At 62.0% G+C, this 20,431-nt stretch carries 24 protein-coding genes; 6 read left to right on the top strand and 18 right to left on the bottom strand.

Annotation, left to right across the window (positions count from 1 at the left end; all coding sequences use genetic code 11):
* Positions 1-224: 224 nt before the first annotated feature.
* Complete coding sequence (locus tag ABIE40_RS01155) at positions 225-518, top strand: hypothetical protein (RefSeq protein ID WP_199625971.1); 294 nt, start codon at positions 225-227, stop codon at positions 516-518.
* A 47-nt stretch (positions 519-565) separates the two neighbouring features.
* Here the strand turns inward: ABIE40_RS01155 and pheT are convergent, their stop codons facing one another.
* From pheT to infC, 10 genes are all read right to left on the bottom strand, one after another.
* Positions 566-3,001, bottom strand: coding sequence for a phenylalanine--tRNA ligase subunit beta (gene pheT, locus ABIE40_RS01150; RefSeq protein ID WP_199625970.1), 2,436 nt, complete (start codon positions 2,999-3,001; stop codon positions 566-568).
* A gap of 15 nt (positions 3,002-3,016) precedes the next feature.
* Positions 3,017-4,099 (bottom strand): phenylalanine--tRNA ligase subunit alpha, encoded by a 1,083-nt coding sequence (pheS, locus tag ABIE40_RS01145; RefSeq protein ID WP_199625969.1) that lies wholly within the window; start codon positions 4,097-4,099, stop codon positions 3,017-3,019.
* A 29-nt stretch (positions 4,100-4,128) separates the two neighbouring features.
* Positions 4,129-4,947 carry a BUD32 family EKC/KEOPS complex subunit gene (locus ABIE40_RS01140; protein ID WP_354540946.1) on the bottom strand — a complete coding sequence of 273 codons (819 nt, stop codon included), beginning with the start codon at positions 4,945-4,947 and terminating at the stop codon, positions 4,129-4,131.
* 99 nt (positions 4,948-5,046) lie between these two features.
* Entirely contained in the window at positions 5,047-5,451 is a 405-nt protein-coding gene (gene rplT, locus ABIE40_RS01135; protein ID WP_112713953.1) for a 50S ribosomal protein L20, read from the bottom strand.
* Between the two features lie 40 nt (positions 5,452-5,491).
* Positions 5,492-5,695, bottom strand: a complete 204-nt coding sequence (gene rpmI, locus ABIE40_RS01130) for a 50S ribosomal protein L35 (RefSeq protein ID WP_056816455.1) — start codon at positions 5,693-5,695, stop codon at positions 5,492-5,494.
* Positions 5,696-5,892: 197 nt separating this feature from the next.
* On the bottom strand, positions 5,893-7,284 hold the full coding sequence (locus ABIE40_RS01125; RefSeq protein WP_199625968.1) for an ATP-binding protein: 1,392 nt from the start codon (positions 7,282-7,284) through the stop codon (positions 5,893-5,895).
* On the bottom strand, positions 7,281-7,946 hold the full coding sequence (locus ABIE40_RS01120) for a response regulator transcription factor (RefSeq protein ID WP_199625967.1): 666 nt from the start codon (positions 7,944-7,946) through the stop codon (positions 7,281-7,283). Before ABIE40_RS01120 ends, ABIE40_RS01125 begins: the two co-directional genes overlap by 4 nt.
* Positions 7,947-7,949: 3 nt before the next feature.
* Positions 7,950-8,480 carry a PepSY domain-containing protein gene (locus ABIE40_RS01115; protein ID WP_199625966.1) on the bottom strand — a complete coding sequence of 177 codons (531 nt, stop codon included), beginning with the start codon at positions 8,478-8,480 and terminating at the stop codon, positions 7,950-7,952.
* A gap of 147 nt (positions 8,481-8,627) precedes the next feature.
* Positions 8,628-9,194, bottom strand: coding sequence for a hypothetical protein (locus ABIE40_RS01110; RefSeq protein WP_199625965.1), 567 nt, complete (start codon positions 9,192-9,194; stop codon positions 8,628-8,630).
* 154 nt (positions 9,195-9,348) lie between these two features.
* A complete protein-coding gene (gene infC, locus ABIE40_RS01105; RefSeq protein ID WP_112714396.1) occupies positions 9,349-9,885 on the bottom strand; it encodes a translation initiation factor IF-3 in 537 nt (178 codons plus the stop codon).
* 170 nt (positions 9,886-10,055) lie between these two features.
* On the opposite strand from infC, the gene ABIE40_RS01100 reads away from it, so the two are divergent.
* A complete protein-coding gene (locus ABIE40_RS01100) occupies positions 10,056-10,859 on the top strand; it encodes an alpha/beta hydrolase (RefSeq protein WP_199625964.1) in 804 nt (267 codons plus the stop codon).
* A 182-nt stretch (positions 10,860-11,041) separates the two neighbouring features.
* The gene (locus ABIE40_RS01095) at positions 11,042-11,641 is read left to right on the top strand and encodes a transglutaminase-like cysteine peptidase (RefSeq protein ID WP_112713965.1); all 600 of its coding nucleotides are present in this window, start codon (positions 11,042-11,044) and stop codon (positions 11,639-11,641) included.
* 65 nt (positions 11,642-11,706) lie between these two features.
* On the opposite strand, the gene mbfA is transcribed toward ABIE40_RS01095, so the two are convergent.
* Complete coding sequence (gene mbfA, locus ABIE40_RS01090; protein ID WP_112713967.1) at positions 11,707-12,690, bottom strand: iron exporter MbfA; 984 nt, start codon at positions 12,688-12,690, stop codon at positions 11,707-11,709.
* 178 nt (positions 12,691-12,868) lie between these two features.
* On the opposite strand from mbfA, the gene ABIE40_RS01085 reads away from it, so the two are divergent.
* Positions 12,869-13,336, top strand: coding sequence for a group III truncated hemoglobin (locus ABIE40_RS01085; RefSeq protein WP_112713969.1), 468 nt, complete (start codon positions 12,869-12,871; stop codon positions 13,334-13,336).
* Here the strand turns inward: ABIE40_RS01085 and ABIE40_RS01080 are convergent, their stop codons facing one another.
* The 5 genes from ABIE40_RS01080 to ABIE40_RS01060 all read right to left on the bottom strand — a co-directional run bounded on the left by ABIE40_RS01080 (position 13,337) and on the right by ABIE40_RS01060 (position 17,088).
* Positions 13,337-14,230, bottom strand: a complete 894-nt coding sequence (locus ABIE40_RS01080; RefSeq protein WP_130279304.1) for an EamA family transporter — start codon at positions 14,228-14,230, stop codon at positions 13,337-13,339.
* A gap of 91 nt (positions 14,231-14,321) precedes the next feature.
* Positions 14,322-14,876 carry a recombination regulator RecX gene (recX, locus tag ABIE40_RS01075; protein ID WP_199625963.1) on the bottom strand — a complete coding sequence of 185 codons (555 nt, stop codon included), beginning with the start codon at positions 14,874-14,876 and terminating at the stop codon, positions 14,322-14,324.
* Positions 14,877-14,881: 5 nt separating this feature from the next.
* Positions 14,882-15,907, bottom strand: coding sequence for a histone deacetylase family protein (locus ABIE40_RS01070; protein ID WP_199625962.1), 1,026 nt, complete (start codon positions 15,905-15,907; stop codon positions 14,882-14,884).
* Between the two features lie 72 nt (positions 15,908-15,979).
* The gene (locus ABIE40_RS01065; RefSeq protein ID WP_199625961.1) at positions 15,980-16,501 is read right to left on the bottom strand and encodes a GNAT family N-acetyltransferase; all 522 of its coding nucleotides are present in this window, start codon (positions 16,499-16,501) and stop codon (positions 15,980-15,982) included.
* Positions 16,502-16,518: 17 nt separating this feature from the next.
* A complete protein-coding gene (locus tag ABIE40_RS01060) occupies positions 16,519-17,088 on the bottom strand; it encodes a helix-turn-helix domain-containing protein (protein WP_199625960.1) in 570 nt (189 codons plus the stop codon).
* A gap of 129 nt (positions 17,089-17,217) precedes the next feature.
* On the opposite strand from ABIE40_RS01060, the gene lepA reads away from it, so the two are divergent.
* Positions 17,218-19,050, top strand: coding sequence for a translation elongation factor 4 (gene lepA / locus ABIE40_RS01055; protein WP_112713981.1), 1,833 nt, complete (start codon positions 17,218-17,220; stop codon positions 19,048-19,050).
* A 134-nt stretch (positions 19,051-19,184) separates the two neighbouring features.
* A complete protein-coding gene (locus tag ABIE40_RS01050) occupies positions 19,185-19,373 on the top strand; it encodes a type II toxin-antitoxin system CcdA family antitoxin (protein ID WP_199625959.1) in 189 nt (62 codons plus the stop codon).
* Here ABIE40_RS01050 and ABIE40_RS01045 read toward each other — a convergent pair.
* Both ABIE40_RS01045 and ABIE40_RS01040 read right to left on the bottom strand, forming a co-directional pair.
* A complete protein-coding gene (locus ABIE40_RS01045; RefSeq protein ID WP_199625958.1) occupies positions 19,370-19,828 on the bottom strand; it encodes a GFA family protein in 459 nt (152 codons plus the stop codon). The genes ABIE40_RS01050 and ABIE40_RS01045 overlap by 4 nt on opposite strands.
* Complete coding sequence (locus ABIE40_RS01040) at positions 19,825-20,430, bottom strand: sugar O-acetyltransferase (RefSeq protein WP_199625957.1); 606 nt, start codon at positions 20,428-20,430, stop codon at positions 19,825-19,827. Before ABIE40_RS01040 ends, ABIE40_RS01045 begins: the two co-directional genes overlap by 4 nt.
* Position 20,431 lies beyond the last annotated feature (1 nt).

The raw sequence follows: 20,431 nt of genomic DNA, 5'->3' as shown, positions 1-20,431 counted from the left end.
GGAGGACGCCACCCGATTTCTTGGAACGACCGGCTGACCCCACGCTTCGGAAGTCATCAAGCCCGGCGAAGATAGGATGGCTCGGATATAACTTTGGGCCGAACGACCCAAAGTAAATCACTCGCAACTTACAATGTAATTTTCGGTTTCATTTTCGCACAACCCGCCTTCTCATTATTTACATTAGCTCTAGTTAAACTTCCCAGTGAGAAGGGGAGTTGCCCATGCCTTTGGCAAGACGGGACGGGAAGAACAATACTGCGGCAAGCCTGGCCGAGATCGAAGGACGCATGCTGGTGCTCGAGGTCGTGGCGATGACGTCTCTGGCGATGGTGCTCGATACATCCGAGCCCGAGAAGGCCGATATCGGCCGGGGCGTGCTTTATCTGATCCGCGAGGCGGTCGAGAACAAATGCGCGGAGATGGACCTTTCCGAGGATGCCACGTCGACGGCGCGCGACTATGTCGATGAACTGCTGAACACGGCGATGCACTCGCTGTTTCCAGAGAGGCATTAAAAAAAACCCGCGGCGAGCGCGGGTTTTTCTTTTCCGTTCTGATGGTCTTAGCTGCGAAGCACGCCACCGGTGAACTTTGTCACGCTGGCGATGATCTTCTGCGTCAGCGCCTCGAAATCCTCGTCGGTCAGCGTACGCTCGACCGGCTGGATCTGAACTTCGATCGCCACAGACTTCTTGCCCTCACCCAGCGAGGCGCCTTCGAAGATGTCGAAGACGTTGACGCCGGTGATCAGCTTGCGGTCGACGCCGCTTGCGGCCTTCAGGATCGCGCCGGCTTCCACCGACTTGTCGACGACGAAAGCGAAATCGCGCTTCACCGCCTGGAAGGCCGAAAGCTCCAGCGCCGGCTTGGTGCGCGTCGCCTTCTTCTTCGGCTCGGGCATGGCATCGACATAGACTTCGAAGCCGCAGAGGGCGCCGGAGACATCAAGCGCTTCGAGCGTCGAGGGATGGAACTCGCCGAAATAGCCGAGAATGACCTTTGGACCCATCTTGATCGTGCCGGAACGGCCTGGGTGATACCATTCGGGACCGCCCTGCTCGATCTGGATATTGCCCATCGGCAGGCCGCAGGCTTCGATCACGGCGAGCGCATCGGCCTTGGCCTCGAAAACGTCGACCGGCTTGCCGCCACCCTTCGAAGCGTTCGACCACATGCGGCCGGCACCGGCCATCGTTGCCGTGCCGCGGCGGATACCGCCGGCAACACGGCGCTGGCCTTCCGGCCGGTCGTTTTCATAGGTGCCGGAGACTTCGAAGATCGCGACGTCGCCATAGCCCTTGTCGGCATTGCGCTGGGCAGCGGTCAGCAGGCCCGGCAGAAGCGATGGGCGCATGTCGGACATTTCGGCAGCGATCGGATTGGCGAGCTTCAGCGCCGGCGAACCGCCGCCGAAGAGCTTCGCCTGATCTTCGGAAATGAAGGACCAGGTGACGGCTTCCAGCATGCCGCGCGAGGCGAGCGCCCGCTTGGCAACGCGGGTGCGGATCTGCAGCGTCGTCAGGATGCGGCCGTTGACCGCCGCGTGGCTTTCCAGCGGCGCCGGCTTGATCTTGTCGACGCCGTGGATGCGCATGATTTCCTCGACGAGATCGGCCTTGCCATCGACGTCAGGACGCCATGAGGGAACGGCAACCGAAACGCGCTCGCCGGAACCCGAAACCTTGAAGCCAAGGCGGGTCAGGATAGCGTTGCTTTCCTCGGTCGAGACTTCCAGCCCGGTCAGGCGCTTGACTTCCGCATAGGGGAAATCGACCACCTTCGGCTGGTAACCCTTATAGCCCACGACTTCAGCCTTAGCCGGCTTACCACCGCAGAGTTCCAGCACCAGTTCGGTGGTGCGTTCGAGACCCGGGATCATGTATTCCGGATCGACGCCGCGCTCAAAGCGGTAACGGGCATCGGTAATGATGCCGAGGCCACGGCCGGACTTCGCGATGTTCATCGGATCCCAGAGCGCGGATTCGATCAGCACGTCGACGGTGTTCTCGTCGCAACCAGAATGTTCGCCGCCCATGATGCCGCCGATCGACTCGACGCCGTTTTCATCGGCGATAACGACGTTGTTGCTGCCGAGCTTGTATTCGCGCTGGTCGAGCGCCAGCACCGTCTCGCCATCCTTGGCGCGGCGGACCGTCAGGTTGCCCTTGACCTTGGCGGCGTCGAAGACGTGCATCGGACGGCCCTGGTCGAAGGTCATGTAGTTGGTGATATCGACGAGCGAATTGATCGGACGCAGGCCGATAGCAAGCAGCCGCTGCTGCATCCACTTCGGGCTCGGGCCGTTCTTCACGCCACGCACGATGCGCAGGCCGAAGCCCGGGCAGAGCTTTTCGTCATCGAGATCGAGCGTCAGCTTGACCGGCGTCTCACCTTCGACCGCGAAAGACGGCGCGGGGCGGGTCTTCAGCGTGCCGAGGCCGGAAGCGGCCAGATCGCGGGCGATACCGTAGATCGAGGTGCAGTCCGGACGGTTCGGCGTGAGATTGATCTCGATAACCGGGTCGTCGAGATGGGCGTAAGCGGCGAAGGAGGTTCCGACCGGCGCATCCGCAGGCAGATCAATGATGCCGTCGTGATCGTCGGACATGTTGAGCTCCTTTTCGGAGCACATCATGCCGTGGCTTTCGACGCCACGGATCTTGCCGACGCCGAGCGTCACGTCGATGCCGGGGACATAATCGCCCGGCCGTGCCAGCGCGCCGACGAGACCGGCGCGCGCATTCGGCGCACCGCAGACGATCTGCAGCGGCTTGCCGCCGTTGACGTCAGGGCCGGCATCGACCGACAGCACCTTCAGGCGATCGGCTTCCGGATGCTTTTCAGCCGACAGAACCCTGGCGATGACGAAGGGCTTGTAGGCCGCCTTGTCGTCGACATCCTCGACCTCGAGGCCGATTTCCGTCAGGCGGGTGCAGATTTCATCGAGCGTGGCATCCGTTTCCAGATGATCCTTGAGCCAGGAGAGCGTGAATTTCATAGGTCCAATCCTCCCTTACGCGCTCAGACCGCCGAACAGCGTCGGCATGTCGAGCGGGCGGAAGCCATAGTGGTTCATCCAGCGGACATCGGCGTTGAAGAAGTCGCGCAGGTCCGGCATGCCGTATTTCAGCATGGCGATGCGATCGAGGCCCATGCCCCAGGCAAAGCCCTGATACTCGTCCGGATCGAGGCCGCCATAGCGCAGCACGTTCGGGTGAACCATGCCGCAGCCGAGGATTTCCATCCAGTCGGTGCCTTCGCCGAACTTGACGATCGGGCCGGAGCGGTCGCACTGAATATCAACTTCGAAGGACGGTTCCGTGAACGGGAAGAAGGACGGGCGGAAACGCATCGTCACGCTGTCGACTTCGAAGAAGGCCTTGCAGAACTCTTCGAGCACCCAGCGGATGTTGGCGACATTCGCCTTCTTGTCGATGACCAGACCCTCGACCTGATGGAACATCGGCGAGTGCGTGGCGTCGGAGTCCTGGCGATAGGTCTTGCCCGGGATGATGATACGGATCGGCGGCTTCTGCGCTTCCATGGTACGCACCTGGACCGGCGAGGTATGCGTGCGCAGAACCTTGCGCTCGCCCTTCTCATCCGGATTGAAGAAGAAGGTGTCGTGCATCTCGCGGGCCGGATGGCCCTCGGGGAAGTTCAGGGCCGTGAAATTGTAATAGTCGGTTTCGACATCCGGGCCTTCGGCGATCGAGAAGCCCATGTCGCCGAAGATCGCGGTGATTTCATCAACGATCTGGCTGATCGGATGGATGCGGCCGCGCTCGGCCGGCGAGGAACGGACCGGCAGGCTGACATCGACCGTCTCGGCCTTCAGGCGGGCGTCGATCGCCACGCGCTTCAGGTCCGCCTTGCGGCTGGCGATCGCGTCGGTCACAACGGTCTTCAGCGCGTTGATGGCGGCGCCGCGCGTCTGGCGCTCTTCCGGCGACATGGTGCCGAGCGTCTTCAGGAGCTCGGAGACGGAGCCCTTCTTGCCGAGCGCTGCAACGCGCACCGCTTCGATAGCAGGCTCGTCCGCGGCGGTGGCGACATCGGCCAGGAGTTGCTTTTCCAGAGTTTCGAGTTCGGTCATCTTTTCCTGCCTTGCGGGCGTCAATTGCTTCAGGAAGCGTGTTTCAAATAGCTGGTTGCCATGATGAACTGCCGCAGATCACTACCCATGTGAACGCGGCCAATCAACCGGGCTAACCATAAAAAGGCGCCCAGAAATCCAGTGAGTTTGCGCAACTCGGCAACGGCGGCGGCCGGAGCAGCAGCGGACCATGCCTCGAAGGCCCGATCATGGGTCTCCTTGCCGAGACGGGCGCGGCTGGCGAGCTGCAGAAAGAGCAACCAGATGTCGCGCGCCTGCGCCGTTGCGAGCGGCATGACGGTATCCGGCTCTTCCTCGAAATCGAGAAAACCGATGCGGCCATCCTTTATGAACATGTCGCGCGGGAATGGGCGGCCGTGACAGAGACCCTTCTGATGCAGGCGGCCAAGCTCCTCAGCACAAAGAACGAGAATCTGGTCGTGGGCTTCGGCCTCCTCGCGACCGAGCTGCCTTAGCTGCTGGCCGACAGTCAGGCCGACATCGCCGAGAACCACAGCCGAACCGGACGCATAGATGAGCGGCGCGGTCGGGACGTCGCTGGCTGCAAACTGCGCGCCGCGGCGCACCTCGCGCTCGGCCATCGCCTCGTCGGGAAGCGCAGGGGACGGGCGCAGGAACGGCGCACCGATCAGGTTGGCGATCATCCGCTGCAGCACGATCCAGCGCGAGGAGCGCTCCGTACCGTAGCGCTTGATCCAGACGGCGCCCTGCGAGAGTGGAACACGCTCGACCCTCGTCGAGCCAGACAGCAGGGCAGCGAGCAGAACTGGAATGTCCTCCTTACTCAGGCCGCTTCCGGCTTTCAGATTGTCGATGGCATCTGCCACGTTCCCGTGACTCCCGCTGTCAAAACCACAAATAAAAACCCGCGCCAGCTAGCCAGCGCGGGTTTGAAAACATCGAAACTGAGGTTCGATAGCGCCGGCTTACTTGACCGTCGCTTCAAACTCGTTCGTGGTACCGGCTTCCTTGAGGTACTCGAGGGCCTTTTTGGAGGCCTTGACGAGCGCGCCGAATGCTTCCGGCTCATGGATTGCCATGTCGGAGAGAACCTTACGGTCAACTTCGATGCCAGCCTTGTTCAGGCCGTCGATGAAGCGGCCGTAGGTCAGGCCGAATTCGCGGACAGCAGCGTTGATACGCTGGATCCAGAGCGCACGGAAGTTGCGCTTGTTGACCTTGCGGTCGCGGTAAGCGTACTGCTTGGCGCGATCAACGGCAGCCTTTGCGGTACGGATGGTGTTCTTGCGGCGGCCGTAAAAGCCCTTTGCTGCCTTCAGAACCTTCTTGTGCTTGGCATGGGCGGTAACGCCTCTTTTTACACGTGCCATTTCATGATCTCCTTAAATCTAAAGCGTTCGCGGAATAGTCTTAGAGACCGTTCGGCAGGTAGTTCTTCACGACCTTGCGGCCATCGGGTTCAGCCAGAACCATCGTGCCACGTGCATCGCGAATGAACTTGTTGCTACGCTTGATCATGCCATGGCGCTTGCCAGCAGCGGCAGCCTTGACCTTGCCAGTTGCGGTGATCTTGAACCGCTTCTTGGCAGCAGACTTCGTCTTCATCTTGGGCATTTTGCTACTCCGTTTCTGTCCTCCCTGCGTGTTTCAAAGAAACCCTCAAGCGATGCCCGGAAACCGGCCGTCGCAACAAGGTGCGGGAGCGTTTGTTGTTGATCTGCGGCACTGGTGACGAAACCTGTCCGCAAGCATTCGAAACTGCCACGGCATGCCCTGCCGGTCAGTTCGGACGCGCGCTTATACCCGCAGTGTCATGAAAGTGCAACGGGGCGGCCTGCGGAATCTTGCGCTTCGGTTGCTGGGGCCAAATTCTTCGGCGCAGGCAGGGCTAGCGCCACTTCCAAGCCGCCGAGATCAGACTGGGACAGGACGATCTTGCCGCCGTAGGCTTCGGCGATATCGCCCGATATGGCAAGGCCGAGGCCCGAGCCGGCATGGGCGTCATCGACGCTGACGCCGCGCTTCAGCATCATCGCATAGTTTTCGGGTGCGGCACCAGGGCCATCGTCGCCGACGCGGAGGATGATCGCTTCGCCCTCCTTTGCCGCGGAAACATCGATGCGCGAGCGGGCGAAGCGGACGGCATTGTCGAGAATATTGCCCATCGCCTCAGCCACATCCGCGGGGTCTGCCTCGATCGTCAGAGTGGGATCGATATCGACTTTCCAGCCGATCCCCTTACCGTCGGTAACCGGTGAAAGAACACTGACAAGCTTTCCTGAAATGCCGAGAAGCGAAGTCGTCGCCATCCGCTCGACGCCCATGCGCGCTGCTTGCAGCTGGCGGTCGGCGCGCTGGCGGACGAGCTCGATCTGCTGCAGGGCCGTGTCCCTCTTATCCTCGGGCAGGCTTTCCACGAGATGCGACAGCACCGTCAGTGGCGTCTTCAATCCATGCGCCAGGTCACTTGCCCGGGAGCGGGCGCGCTCCACGGCGGTTTCGCGTTCGGCAAGTAGCAGATTGATTTCGTTGACGAGCGGGCGGACCTCGCTCGGCCCCTCGGCGCCGATATGGGCGCTGCGGCCGGCGCGGATATTTGCGACTTCATTGCGCAGCCGCACCAGCGGCTTCAGGCCCATCAGACCTTGCAGGAAAGCGGCTGCGAGCAGCAGCAGACCGGTCGCGGCCAACATCAGCTGAAGCGGACGGTGATAATTCGAGAGCGAGCTCTCCATCTCGTCTTTCGAGAAGGCGGTATAGATGGTGAAGCTCTTGCGGGCATCGCCCTCGCCCACCGACATCGCCTTCACCGTCACCAGGATCGTCGCGCCATCCGGTCCCTCGGCTTCGTGGAAGCCGCAATAGAGATCCTTCGAAAGGCTGGCCTTGGTCAGTTCTTCGTCCCAGAGCGATCGCGATCTCAAGGGCGACGCACCGGGATCATCGGGCGTTATCTGCCAGTAGCGACCACCCGCCGGCGTCTGAAAGCGCGGATCGGAGGGCTCGCTCACCAATGAGAGCGCGCCGTTTTCGATCGCAAGGCGGGCGCCGAGCGCATCGGAAACCGCGGCCATCTCATTGGCATACTGGTCGGCCAGATAATCCTCGAAGAGATGGCCGAGCACGAACCAGACCAGCGCAAGGGCAACCGCTATGGCGACCAAGGCTCCGGCAGCGAGACGGAAACGCAGCGACTTCGTCATCGTGCTTTTCCCGGCAGGACGTAGCCGAAGCCGCGGCGCGTCTCTATGGCGTTGCTATCGGTCTTCTTGCGCAGCCGCGCCACCATCGCCTCCACGGCATTCTTGGCGGCATCGTCGTCGCGGCCCTGGACCTGGCTGGCGAGCTCGGCAGGGGTGAGCACGGCGCCCGGCCGGTCGATGAACAGCGAGACCATGCGATATTCGAGGGGGCTGAGATCAAGCTCGCGGCCATCGAAGGTGACGCGCCGGGCCAGTTCATCAAGCGTGAAGCGGTCCGCGGATTTGACCCGGGATTGCACGCGGCCGGCACGCCGCAACAGGGCGCGGAGACGCGCAAGCAGCTCCTCGCTGCGGAAAGGCTTGGGCAGATAATCGTCGGCTCCGGCATCGAAACCATCGACGCGCTCCATCCAGGAACCGCGAGCCGTCAGCACGAGAACCGGCGTTTCCACGCCATTCGCCCGCCAGCGCTTGAGGATCGACAGACCATCCATGCCGGGCAGACCGAGATCGAGCACGATCGCTGCATAGTCACCGGTTTCGCCCTGCTCCCATATTTCGGGGCCAGAGTCCAGCGTCTCGACGAGGTAACCCTCGCGGCCAAAGGTTTCAGCAAGATGGACAGCGATATTGGTGTCGTCTTCGGCAAGCAGGATTTTCATCGGTCACTTGTCCCCGATCACTTCGCCGCTGCGTGCATCGACGCGCAGCGTTCGGATAGTGCCTTTGCCGTCTCGAAGCTTCAGCTGGTAGACATCGCTGAACAGTGAGCGGCTGAGGCTGACATCGATGACGCGGCCATAGCGGCGGGCGTCGATCTTCTGCAGCAGCGACTTGAGGGGCAGGATGCGGCCCTCGCGAACGGCGTCGCGGGCGCGGTCATAATCGGACCGGCCAGAGCCGGAGCTGCCGCCACTACCGCTGCTTCCGCTGCCGCCGTGATCATCTCCGCCGCCGTCGTCATCGCCCCCGCCATGGCCGCTGTGATCATCGCCGCCATCATGACCGGAGCTGCCGGAGCCTGAATTCGAGCCCGAGCCGGAAGAGCCGCTCGATCCGCTGCTGCCAGAGCTGCCGCTGCCCGAACTGTCACTGCCGCCATCTTTCGCGGCTACCTCATAGGCAGGCGCAGAGGCCGCCAGGAGGACGGCGGCCGACAGCAAGAGAGCGGTCAATCTGCGGCGGGTGAAATACATTCTTGGTCCGGACCTCATGTACGGCTGATAAACTGAACGCTTCGCCCCTCCCGCACAAGGGCGCTTGTCGCCATCTGCAAACGGCTGATGCTCCGCCGGCAAGCGGCGGAGCATCGATCTTCCGGGGCGGGCGGAAGAACCAGGCATTTACGGCGTTGCCGCGGGCCTGATGGAGACATCCGTGATCGGGCCGGGATTGCGGATGGCATCGGAGCGATGCGGTTTCACTTCGACGGTCTGAACGCCGTGTTCGTTTTCGACCTCGACTTCCAGCCGGCGTCCCAGCTGGTCAACGGCGATCAGCGAGCCATTCAGCAGGCCCTGAAGGCTGGTTGCTGAGACGGAAAGGGTGACGCGGGGACGATCGCTGCGATCATTGTCGCGGCCACGACGGCCGTTGTCATCGGTGCCGGCGGCAGCCGACCGGCCGCCATGGCGGTCGCCACCATTGTCGTCGTCGCCGGAGTCATCGCTGCCACGGCCATGGCCGCTATTGCCGCCGCTGCTGTCGTGGCTGCTGCCGCCATGATCGTCTCCGCCGGAATCGTCGCCGCCGCCGCGGCCGGAACTGCCGCTGCCGCCATCATGGCCGCCGCGGGCGTAGGCGGCGGACGAGAGGAGCGAAGATCCGGCAGGCTGCAAGGCAGGCAAAGCAGCGGCCAGTGCCAGCGCCGCGGCTGACACCATCATGATCTTTTGAAGACGAAGGGCCATGATCGTTTCCTTTCCATCCGTGTTTCGATGGAAGGAGAATGGCATTGCGACGCTGACAGGGCGCTGAGCGCTTCTGTCAGCGTTCTGTCAGAAAGCCCCAAAAACACAAAAGCCGCCCTTGCGGACGGCTTCGATGCATCCTGATGGACCGCGCTCACTTGGGCGCGAGCACCATCATCATCTGGCGGCCTTCGAGCTTGGGCTCGGCTTCGACCTTGGCGAATTCGGTCGTGTCGGCCTTTACCTGCTGAAGCAGCTTCATGCCGAGTTCCTGGTGAGCCATCTCGCGGCCACGGAACTTCAGGGTCACCTTGACCTTGTCGCCTTCTTCGAAGAAGCGGCCCATCGCCTTCATCTTCACCTCATAGTCATGGGTGTCGATGTTCGGGCGCATCTTGATTTCTTTGACTTCGACGATCTTCTGCTTCTTGCGCGCCTCGGCGGCCTTCTTCTGGTTCGCGTATTTCAGCTTGCCCAGATCGAGGATCTTGCACACAGGCGGTTCGGCATTGGGGGAAATTTCCACCAGGTCGAGACCGGCTTCTTCAGCCATCTTCAGGGCCTGATCGGTGGGCACGATGCCCAGGTTCTGTCCTTCTGCGTCAATCAGCTGAACACGGGGTATGCGAATTTCCCGGTTCGAGCGCGGCCCTTCCTTAACGGGCGCGTCGGCTTTAAAGGGTCTGCGAATGGTCGTACTCTCCTCGAGTTGTTGAATGTTGCAGCTCGTACTCCCACGGGGGCACAAACGGGGTCTCGTTATCGCTGCAACGGAGTCAGTAGCACGCTTTAGCGGAAAAATCACCTGCTGTCAGCCTGTCAAGAATCTGTTTTATAGGCTCAAACGATAGGAGTTCCGCCATGTCCGAGATGCAAAACGCCCCCGACCCGCAGTTTCTCTCCGTCGGCGACGGCGATGCGAGCCGCCAGATTGCGTTCATCCTGCGTGAAGCAAGCCGCGCCGAAGGTGCTCCGACGCTCGTCTGGCTCTCCGGCTACCGTTCCGACATGAGCGGCACGAAGGCGATCGAACTCGACCGCCTGGCGGCCGAAATGGGCCTGGCCTGCCTGCGTCTCGACTATTCGGGGCACGGGCTTTCCGGCGGCGAATTCCGGGACGGCACGATCTCGCGCTGGCTTGAGGAGGCGCTGGCCGTCATCCATCATGCCAATCCGAAACGCATCATTGTCGTCGGTTCGTCGATGGGCGGCTGGATCGCCCTGCGGCTGGCGCAGGAACTCGGCAAGCATGCCAATGGACCGAAGCTCGACGGCATGGTGCTGATCGCCCCCGCCCCCGACTTCACCTCCGATCTGATCGAGCCGCACCTGACGAAGAAGGAACGGGCTTCGCTGGAAGAGCGTGGCTATTTCGAAGAAAAGTCGGAATACAGCCCCGAGCCCAATATCTATACGCGGGCGCTGATCGACGACGGGCGCGCCAACCAGGTGCTGACGGGGATCATCGAGACGGGATGCCCGGTGCATATCCTGCAGGGCATGAAGGACCCGGATGTGCCCTATGCGCATGCGATGAAACTGATCGAGCACCTGCCGTCCGACGACGTGGTGCTGACCTTCGTGCGCGATGGCGATCACCGCCTTTCGCGGCCGCAGGATATCGAGCGGATGCTCGCTGCAGTGACGGCGCTCGTCCGTCAATAGGTCCGTTCGAACGTTCTAATAGTATCTCCGGTTGAGAGAGCGCCGCGCAAGCCCGCCTTCTGTGGCATTTTAACCATGTCCGAGAGTTGTAATTCCCTACCAAGAAGTAACGATTGACTCCTGAGCCCCCTCCCCGTTAACTCTTTGTTAATAAATACAAGGGCGATGCAGGGAATACGGGCGTGCGTATCAAGGGTTACCTCGTGGCCATGATGGCCATGCTAGCGATGTCTTCGGCCGCCTTGCCGGCTTCGACTTCCAACCTGTCCATGGTGACGGGTGGAGCGACATCGCAGCCGATCGGTCATTACGATTTCTGTCAGATTCATCGCGACGAATGCGGCCCCAACCGCAATACGGCGACCATGCAGATGACGCCCGACCAGTGGACGCTGGTGCGCTCCGTCAACACGACCGTCAACACCACGATCAAGCCGATGACCGACAAGGAAATCTACGGCAAGGACGAGGTCTGGGCCTATCCGACGACAGCCGGCGACTGCGAAGACTATGCGCTGCTGAAGCGCCGCATCCTGATCCAGCGCGGCTTCTCGCCGGCAAACCTTCTGATGACTGTCGTGCGCAAGCCTGACGGCGAAGGCCATGCTGTGCTGACGTTGCGCACCACCGAAGGCGACTTCATCCTCGACAACCTGGCGACCAATGTGAAGCCGTGGTTCGACACCAACTATTCCTTCATCAAGCGCCAGTCGAGCTACAATGCCGGGCGCTGGGTCACCATCGAGAACGGCCGCGACGTTCTCGTCGGCGCCCTGCAGTAAGCAGACCGATTTCAGCAAAAAGGCCGGCATTTGCCGGCCTTTTTTCGTTTCACGGTTTAGTTCGTTCAGCCGTTGCCGATCAGGATGCCGGCGCCGAGCACGAGGCCGCCACCGACGACGACCTGGAAAGCGGCCCTCAGGAACGGCGTTTCCATATACTTGTTCTGGATGAAGGCGATTGCCCAGAGTTCGAAGAAGACGACGACGGCAGCGGTGATGGTCGCGGTCCAGAAATGCGGGATCAGATAAGGCAGCGCGTGGCCGAGACCGCCGAGCGCCGTCATGATGCCGCAGGCCAGGCCGCGCTTGATCGGCGAGCCGCGGCCGGAAATCTTGCCGTCGTCATGCGCCGCTTCGGTAAAGCCCATCGAGATACCGGCGCCGACGGAGGCCGAGAGACCGACCAGGAAGGTCTGCCAGGTATCCTGCGTCGCGAAGGCGGCTGCGAAGATTGGCGCCAGCGTCGAGACCGAGCCGTCCATCAGGCCGGCAAGACCGGGCTGCACATAGGTCAGCACGAACTGGCGGCGGGCACCCTCGTTTTCCTCTTCCTTGACGCTGTCGGGCGTGTGCTTGTCGCCGAGCATACGGGCGATGTCTTCGTGGCCCTGTTCGGCCAGCGCCAGATCGCCGAGAAGCTGGCGCGTCGAGGCATCCGATGTCTGCTTTGCCGCCTCGACGTAGAAGCGGTAGGCCTGCTCTTCCATCGCCTCGGTTTCCTGGCGCATGGCATCAAGTGTCAGGTTCTTGCGCAGCCAGTCGGGCTTGCGATCGTAGAAGCCCTGGACGTGCTCGCGGCGGATCAGCGGGATACGCTCGCCGAAACGCTGGCGGTGGATCTCGATCAACGACTTGCGATGGGTGCTCTCGACCTCGGCCATATCCTCGAAAACCTTGGCGCTGGCGGGAAATTGATCCTTCAACTGGTCGGCATAGGCGAGATAGATGCGGGCATCGTCTTCTTCCGAGGCGATGGCGAGGGCCAGAATTTCCTGTTCCGACAATGATTTAAAAGAACGCTTCTGCGATCTGAAAAGGCGCGCCAGCATGGCAATGCTCCATAACTTAGAATTATTCTAAATCTAAAGTGCTACGACCCACCGGTCAAGGCTGGAGGGGCGGGATTTGACAGATTGCCGCAACCGGGCCTTCCCTGCTTTAGTCTCGCGGTTGCAACGCCTATATGAAGGGCGCCGCAGATGCGGCAGAGCCGGGGTGGTTTCTGAGATGAGCAATGAATTGCAGGGCCGCGCTGCACATGTCGCGGCAATCCGCGAGCGCGCGGAAGCGGATATGAAGGCGATCGGTATCGACGAGGCCTTCGTCAGCAAGCTGGTCGATACGTTCTATGGCCGTGTTCTGGAGCATCCGGAACTCGGGCCGGTGTTCGACGCGCGGCTTTCCGGCCGCTGGCCGGAGCATATGGAAAAGATGAAGAGCTTCTGGTCCTCGGTCGCCTTCCGCAGCGGCGCTTACGGCGGAAAGCCTGTACAGGCGCATGTGGGCGTCGCCAACCTGACGCCGGAGCTCTTTCCGAAATGGCTGGCGCTGTTTTCCGCGACGCTCGACGATATCGCTCCGAACCCGGAGGCGAAGGCCTGGTTCATGGCGACGGCCGAGCGCATCGCGCGCAGCTTGACGCTGTCGCTGTTCTACAATCCGGCGATCGACGATCCGAGCCTGAAACGGGCCTGATCAGCTCTTGGCCGACATGAAGGTGGCGCCGGCACTTGCGGCAACGACGAGCGCCGTTCCCATCATCTGCAGCAGCGTCATCGGCTGCATCAGGATGATAAAGCCTGCCAAGGCGCCAATCGCCGGCTCAAGGCTCATCAGAATGCCGAAGGACGCCGTGGGCATGCGCCGCAGCGCGATCATTTCAAGCGTATAGGGCAGCAGCGGCACGAGGATGGCGAGGCCTGCCATCTCGATCAACCCGAAGCCGTCGAGCTTTGGCACGGCACCCATGAAACCGAACGGCGTTGCGACGACGGCGGCAACAAGGAGAGACATCGACAGTCCCTCCAGCCCCTTAAAGGCGGCGCCGACCTTTTTCGTCAGCAGGATATAGATCGCCCAGCCCGTTCCGGCCCCGGCGGCGAAGAGGACGCCGGGCAGGTTGCCCACCCAGCCCTCGCCGTCATAAGCCAGAAACAGAACGCCCGCGGCCGCAATGACCGGCCAGATCAGGCGGCGCGTCAGCCCGTAGCCGAAGGTTGCCACCGAGAGAGGCCCCAGAAAATCGATCGCCACGGCAAGGCCGAGCGGGATGCGCTGGATCGAGGCGAAAAAGGATATGGTCATCAGCGCCGTCGTCGTGCCGAGGACGAGCGCACTGATCCACTGTTCGCGGCTATATCTGAGAACCGGCGGACGGACGACCAGCGCGAGGATCAACGCCGCAAAGACGAGACGCAGCCAAGACGCACCGGCCGGGCCGTAGGCGGCGATTGCGGGCGCGGAAAGGGCTGCACCGAACTGGATCGACGACATGGAGAGCAGGCACATCAAAGCGCCCGATGCGACGCTTCCCGATGACGGAGCCGCCTCGCCGCCATTCACCACCGTATTGTCAGGCTGTGCGCCCATGATCCCTCTCCCGATTTGCGCCCTGCTTACGGCGATGGGGCGCGCGGAGCAAATTCAAACTTCTGATGGAAAGGGTCAGCGGACTTGATGGCTAGAGGTGGCGCCGTTCGTCCAGTGCTTCTTCGGCCTCTTCCCGCTGCATGGCGAAGATCCGCTTGCCCAGTTCGAAGCTGAAGCCGGCGCGGGCGAAGGCCGAGAGTTCCTTCGTCTGGCGCTTCTCGTCGAGCTCGCATTTGCGGAATGGCCCGAAGGCGCGTTTGCGGGCGAGAACCAGCGCTGCGTAGAAATCGTCGGCTTCGGCTACGGCCGCCGCCACCGTCGCCTTGGCGACGCCCTTCTGCGACAGTTTCTGGGCGATGGCGCGCTTCGACTTGCCGCTGCGCATGCCCGAGCGCGTTCCGATCTCGGCATAGGCGGTGTCGTCGATCGCCTTGTTGTCATAAGCGAACTTCACGGCGGAATCGGCGAGCGCCTTGACCTGCGCCTCGCTGATATCCTCGAACTTCTCTCGCGCCTTTCGGGCGATCGCGTCATAGAGCTGCTTTTCCGTATGCATGCGCCGTTCGAGCCGATAGATCGCCGAATTGCGCGCCCATGAAAACATGCGCGGCGTCGGAATATCGGATGCTGGCGTTTCCTCGTCCAAGCCGGCTAAGCCTCCAGGCCCTTCAGGACATTGGCGACGTTGAGGCCGATCTCGGGCACGCCATAGCCACCTTCCATGCAGGTCAGCACCGGAAGACCGGATGCGGCGATCATCGCGCCCATGCGGGTGAAATCATCGGAATTCAGCTTGAAGAAGGAAATCGGATCGCGCTCGAACGTATCGACACCGAGCGACACGACGATCGCCTCGGCGCCGAAAGCCTTGATGCGGGCGAGCGAATCCGAAAGAGCTGCCGCCCATTCGCTCCAGCCCGTTCCGCGCGGCAGCGGATAATTGGCATTGCTGCCCTCTCCGGCACCCTCGCCGGTTTCATCGGCATAGCCCCAGAAATACGGGAAGGCATCGGCCGGCTCGCCATGCAGCGAGGCGAAGAAGATGTCGCCGCGGCGGTAGGTGATATCCTGCGTGCCATTGCCATGATGGAAATCGACATCGAGGATCGCCACCTTCTTCGCGCCGAGATCAAGCAGGCGTTGAGCCGCGACCGCGGCGTTGTTGATGAAGCAATAGCCGCCGAAGAGATCGATACCGGCATGATGGCCGGGCGGGCGGCAGAGCGAAAAGGCAAAACGGTTTCCAGCATTCAGCCAGTCGGCGCCGGTGACCGCACATTGCATCGAGGCGACAGCCGCCTGGTATGTGCCGTCGGTAATGGCCGTTTCCGCAGCATTGGCATAATAGCCGAGCAGCGCGTCGATATCGTTGGGGATGCGGAGCGTGGAACGGCGAACCGGAAAGGATGTCGGGATCGCCTCGCCTGCTGCGCCCGTCGCCTTCCACATATCCCAGGCCCTCGACAGGAACTCGAGATAGCCGCGATCATGCACCTTCATCGCCGTTTCGAGACCATGGCGCTCCGGTGCCACGACATCGTTGAAGTCCGCGTCCTTCACGGCATCGAGAATCCACTCGGCGCGAAACGGCCCTTCGAAGGGCGTGACCAGCTGGCCGTTATGCAGTTCGGTCTTCGCATCGCGCAGCTTGTGATCTTCGGAATAGATGACGCGCATGGCGCACGCTCCTTTGTCTGACTGTCCGGATAAGGCGCGGCAAGGCGCCGATTCGTCAATGGCTTGAAAGGGTCAGGCGGCAAGCCGCTTGTAAAACAGCGTCGTGGCGCAGTAACCGCCATCAGGCCAGAGTGCGTAATCAGGAATGACGCCGGCGCGTTCCCAGCCGAGGCGGGGATAAATGGCTTCGGCATCGCTGCCGGTGGCGGTGTCGAGCACCAGCAGGTGCTTGCCGTGGCGGGCCGCTTCCTGTTCGATCGCCTCCATCAAGAGCCGCGCAATGCCCTTGCCGCGGGCGGAGCGGTGGACGAGCAGCTTCTTCAGGTCGCCGCGATGCGGTTGGTTGGGCATGGAGGCGAAGCCGACCTGGACGGTGCCGACCACGCGGCCGTCGATTTCAGCGATGGCGAGGAGATTGGCTCCGGCCTCGACGGACTCCACAACGCCCTGCCAATAGGGCAGCGCATCGGCCGCGCTATAGGGCTGCATGAAGCCGACGGAGGCACCACCTTCGACGCAATCGGCGAGCACCTCGCAGAGATCGGGAATGGCAGCGCGGGCCTCAGTGGCGTTCAAGATGCGGATGGCGGGCATGGTATTCTCCTGAGACATCATCGCGTGCTGCGGCTGAGCACGACGCAATAGCGGGCGGGCTTGCTGGTGGGATTGTGGAAGACGTGACCCTCGCCGACAGGCATGAAGAGGCAATCGCCAGCGAAGAGGTGGTGAACCTTCTCGCCCGCCGTCATCTCCATTTCGCCTTCGAACACCCAGATATGCTGGGTCATACCGTGGCTTGCAGCATGCGGCGGAAAGCTGACGCGGGCGCCGGGCGGAAACTCGACATCGACGATATCGACCTCCGAAGCGGTGCCGGGCGGCGAGACCGAGCGCCTGACATAACCGGTCTCAGGATCGCGCCAGACCTGCTGCTCGTGGCGGCGGGCGAGAGGCGAGGCATCGTCGTCCTGCCCGGCGAAGAAGGTCGAGAGCGACAGGCCAAGCGCAGCGCAGACACGCGCCAGCAGCGATGCAGTCGGGCTCGCCTCGGCGCGCTCGATGCGCGAGATCATCGCCCGGCTGACGCCGGAGCTGGTGGCGAGATCATCCAGCGTCAGCCCCTTTTCCAGCCGGAGCTTTCGGATCCTGACGCCGATGGCGGCTTCGAGTTCGTCTTCCATAAGATCCCCAAATTTCTACTATAAGAGAAATACAGGATCCTATGATGGAATCAAGAGGCATTCTGCGCCGCAACTTATCCTAAACAAAGTCCTGCTTTTCCCCTATGCGGCAGGGGAAGGCGCTGCTATATGGCGCCCATGAGCACCAATTCGACGACTCCGCTTTCCCATATCCGCAATTTCTCGATCGTGGCCCATATCGACCACGGCAAATCGACGCTTGCCGACCGCCTGATCCAGACGACGGGCGGACTTGCCGAGCGCGAGATGTCCGAGCAGGTTCTGGACAACATGGATATCGAGCGCGAGCGCGGCATCACCATCAAGGCCCAGACCGTGCGTCTGCACTACAAGGCCAAGGATGGCGAGACCTATATCCTGAACCTGATCGACACCCCCGGCCACGTCGACTTCGCCTATGAAGTCTCGCGCTCGCTGTCGGCCTGCGAAGGCTCGCTGCTCGTCGTCGACGCGTCGCAGGGCGTCGAAGCCCAGACGCTCGCCAACGTCTACCAGGCGATCGATAACAACCACGAGCTCGTCACCGTGCTCAACAAGATCGACCTTCCGGCGGCCGAGCCCGACCGCATCAAGGAACAGATCGAGGAAGTGATCGGCATCGACGCTTCGGAAGCCGTGCTGATTTCGGCCAAGACCGGCCTCGGCATTCCCGACGTTCTCGAAGCCATCGTCCAGAAGCTGCCGGCGCCGAAGAGCCCCGGAGGCGAGAAGGCGCCGCTGAAGGCGCTGCTGGTCGACAGCTGGTACGACACCTATCTCGGCGTCATGGTTCTCGTGCGCGTTATCGACGGCGTCCTGACCAAGGGCCAGACGATCCGCATGATGGGCACGGATGCCAAGTATCAGGTGGAACGCATCGGCGTGCTGACGCCGAAGATGGTCAATGTCGACAGCCTCGGCCCCGGCGAGATCGGCTTCATCACCGCCTCGATCAAGGAAGTGGCCGATACCCGCGTCGGCGACACGATCACCGAAGACAAGCGCCCGACCGCCGAAGCCCTGCCGGGCTTCAAGCCGGCCCAGCCGGTCGTCTTCTGCGGCCTTTTCCCGGTCGATGCGGCCGACTTCGAAGACCTGCGCGCAGCGATGGGCAAGCTTCGCCTCAACGACGCATCATTCTCCTTCGAAATGGAATCGTCCGCCGCTCTCGGCTTCGGTTTCCGCTGCGGCTTCCTCGGCCTGCTGCATCTCGAAATCATCCAAGAGCGCCTGGAGCGCGAATTCGATCTCGACCTGATCGCTACCGCACCGTCGGTCGTCTACAAGCTGACGATGACGGATGGTTCGGAGCGCGAGCTGCATAACCCGGCCGATATGCCCGACGTGGTGAAGATCGCGGAAATCCAGGAGCCGTGGATCAAGGCGACGATCATGACGCCTGACGATTATCTCGGCGGCATCCTGAAACTCTGCCAGGACCGCCGCGGCATCCAGACCGAGCTGACCTATGTCGGCACGCGCGCCATGGTGACCTACGAGCTGCCGCTCAACGAAGTCGTCTTCGACTTTTACGACCGCCTGAAGTCGATCTCCAAGGGCTACGCCTCGTTCGACTATCACCTCGAAGGCTACCGCGAAGGCAACCTCGTCAAGCTGTCGATCCTCGTCAACGGCGAGCCGGTCGATGCGCTTTCCATGCTCGTTCACCGCACCTCCGCCGAAAAGCGCGGCCGCGACATGTGCGAGCGGCTGAAGGACCTGATCCCGAAGCATATGTTCAAGATCCCGATCCAGGCCGCGATCGGCGGCAACGTCATTGCCCGCGAGACGATCTCGGCGCTGCGCAAGGACGTGACGGCCAAGTGCTACGGCGGCGACGCCACCCGCAAGCGCAAACTTCTGGAAAAGCAGAAGGAAGGCAAGAAGCGCATGCGCCAGTTCGGCAAGGTCGAAATCCCGCAGGAAGCGTTTATCGCAGCGCTCAAGATGGGCGACGAGTAATCAGCCGCTTTGGCTGGATGTGACAGGGGAGGCTCGCGCCTCCCTTTTTATTTCGCCACGTTGTGCTCGGTCAGCGATTGCGTCATAAATTCGTGGTCAGGCTAGATTGCGCCATTCTCTTTTCGAGTTGTGCCATGGCTACAGATAAGCACCCGGAAACGGACGGAGTAGCAATCCCAAGCCGCCCGACAAGCGATAATGCAACGCTTCCTCGTGAAGAACGAGAGCGGCTCTGGCTCACCGAAAATGCAGAGGCGATCGCGGAAGAGAATGCGTACGTCGAGACGTATGGACTGCCGCTGGCGCGCTACCGCACGTTCTAGATTTCCTGCGCCATATATTCCTTCACCAGCCCCTCATAGGCATCCATCTCAGGCAGCGCCGGATAGCTATGCCTGGCGCCAGTCTCGGCGAAGGCAAGCTTCTCGCTCGTCCAGGTCTCGATGAACGGGGTGAACCAGCCGAGATCGTCAAGCATGGTCGGGCGGACGTTGACGAACCAGTCCATGCCTTCGGGCTTGGTGAACATCCAGGTCATGCAGTTCGGGCAGAAATAGTGGTGGGCCTCCGGGCCGTGCAGGCCGCCGATGACGGGTTCGCCCTTGGTCACCTCGAAGCCTTCCGCAGGGATGGCGGCGCTCAGCGAATAGGCGCTCGATGACATTTTCTGGCAGCCTGTGCAGTGGCAGGCCATGGTCAGCAGCGGCTTGGCGCTGATCTTCAGCCGTACCTGGCCGCAACGGCAACCGCCCTCCCAGGGTAACGCGTTCTCGCTCATCCTATCCTCCTGTTATCTTCCTGATCTAGGCCGGCAAAGCGGCGCTTCCAGCGCCACCTGACCGGCCGGGCCGGGTTTCCGACGACGGTTGCGCCTGCCGCAACATCTTTCGTCACGACGGAGCCCGCACCGACAATGGCGCCGTCGCCGATCGTGACGCCGCCCAAAATGATCGCGCCGCCGCCGATCCAGACATCGCGGCCGATCGTCACCGGACGGGCGATCTCGATGCCCTGGCTGCGCAATTCGGCATCCCTGTGATGGTCGGCGCAATAGATCTGCACGCCGGGGCCAAGCATCGAGCGATCGCCGATGCTGACACGGCCGGAATCGAGAATGGTGCAGCCGGCATTGAGATAGACGCGCTCGCCTAGGCCGAGATTGATGCCATAGGAGCAGTGGAACGGCGCTTCGATGAAGGTGCTGGCGGCGACCTCGCGGAAGAGCGCCCTGAGTGCAGGCGCCATCATGCCGCGCTCATCCGGCGGCATCGTGTTGTGCTGATGCACGGCGCGCCGGGTCTTGACGCGCAGAGCATCGAGCTCGGCATCGAGGCAGCAATACCATTCGCCCGCCGCCATCTTTTCGGCTTCGCTCGCCATG

Origin of the sequence: Rhizobium sp. OAE497, from assembly GCF_040546565.1 — a bacterium.
Classification (GTDB): Bacteria; Pseudomonadota; Alphaproteobacteria; order Rhizobiales; family Rhizobiaceae; genus Rhizobium.
Note: the sequence above shows the minus strand (reverse complement) of the source record. Positions and strands in the feature narration are given on the sequence as shown.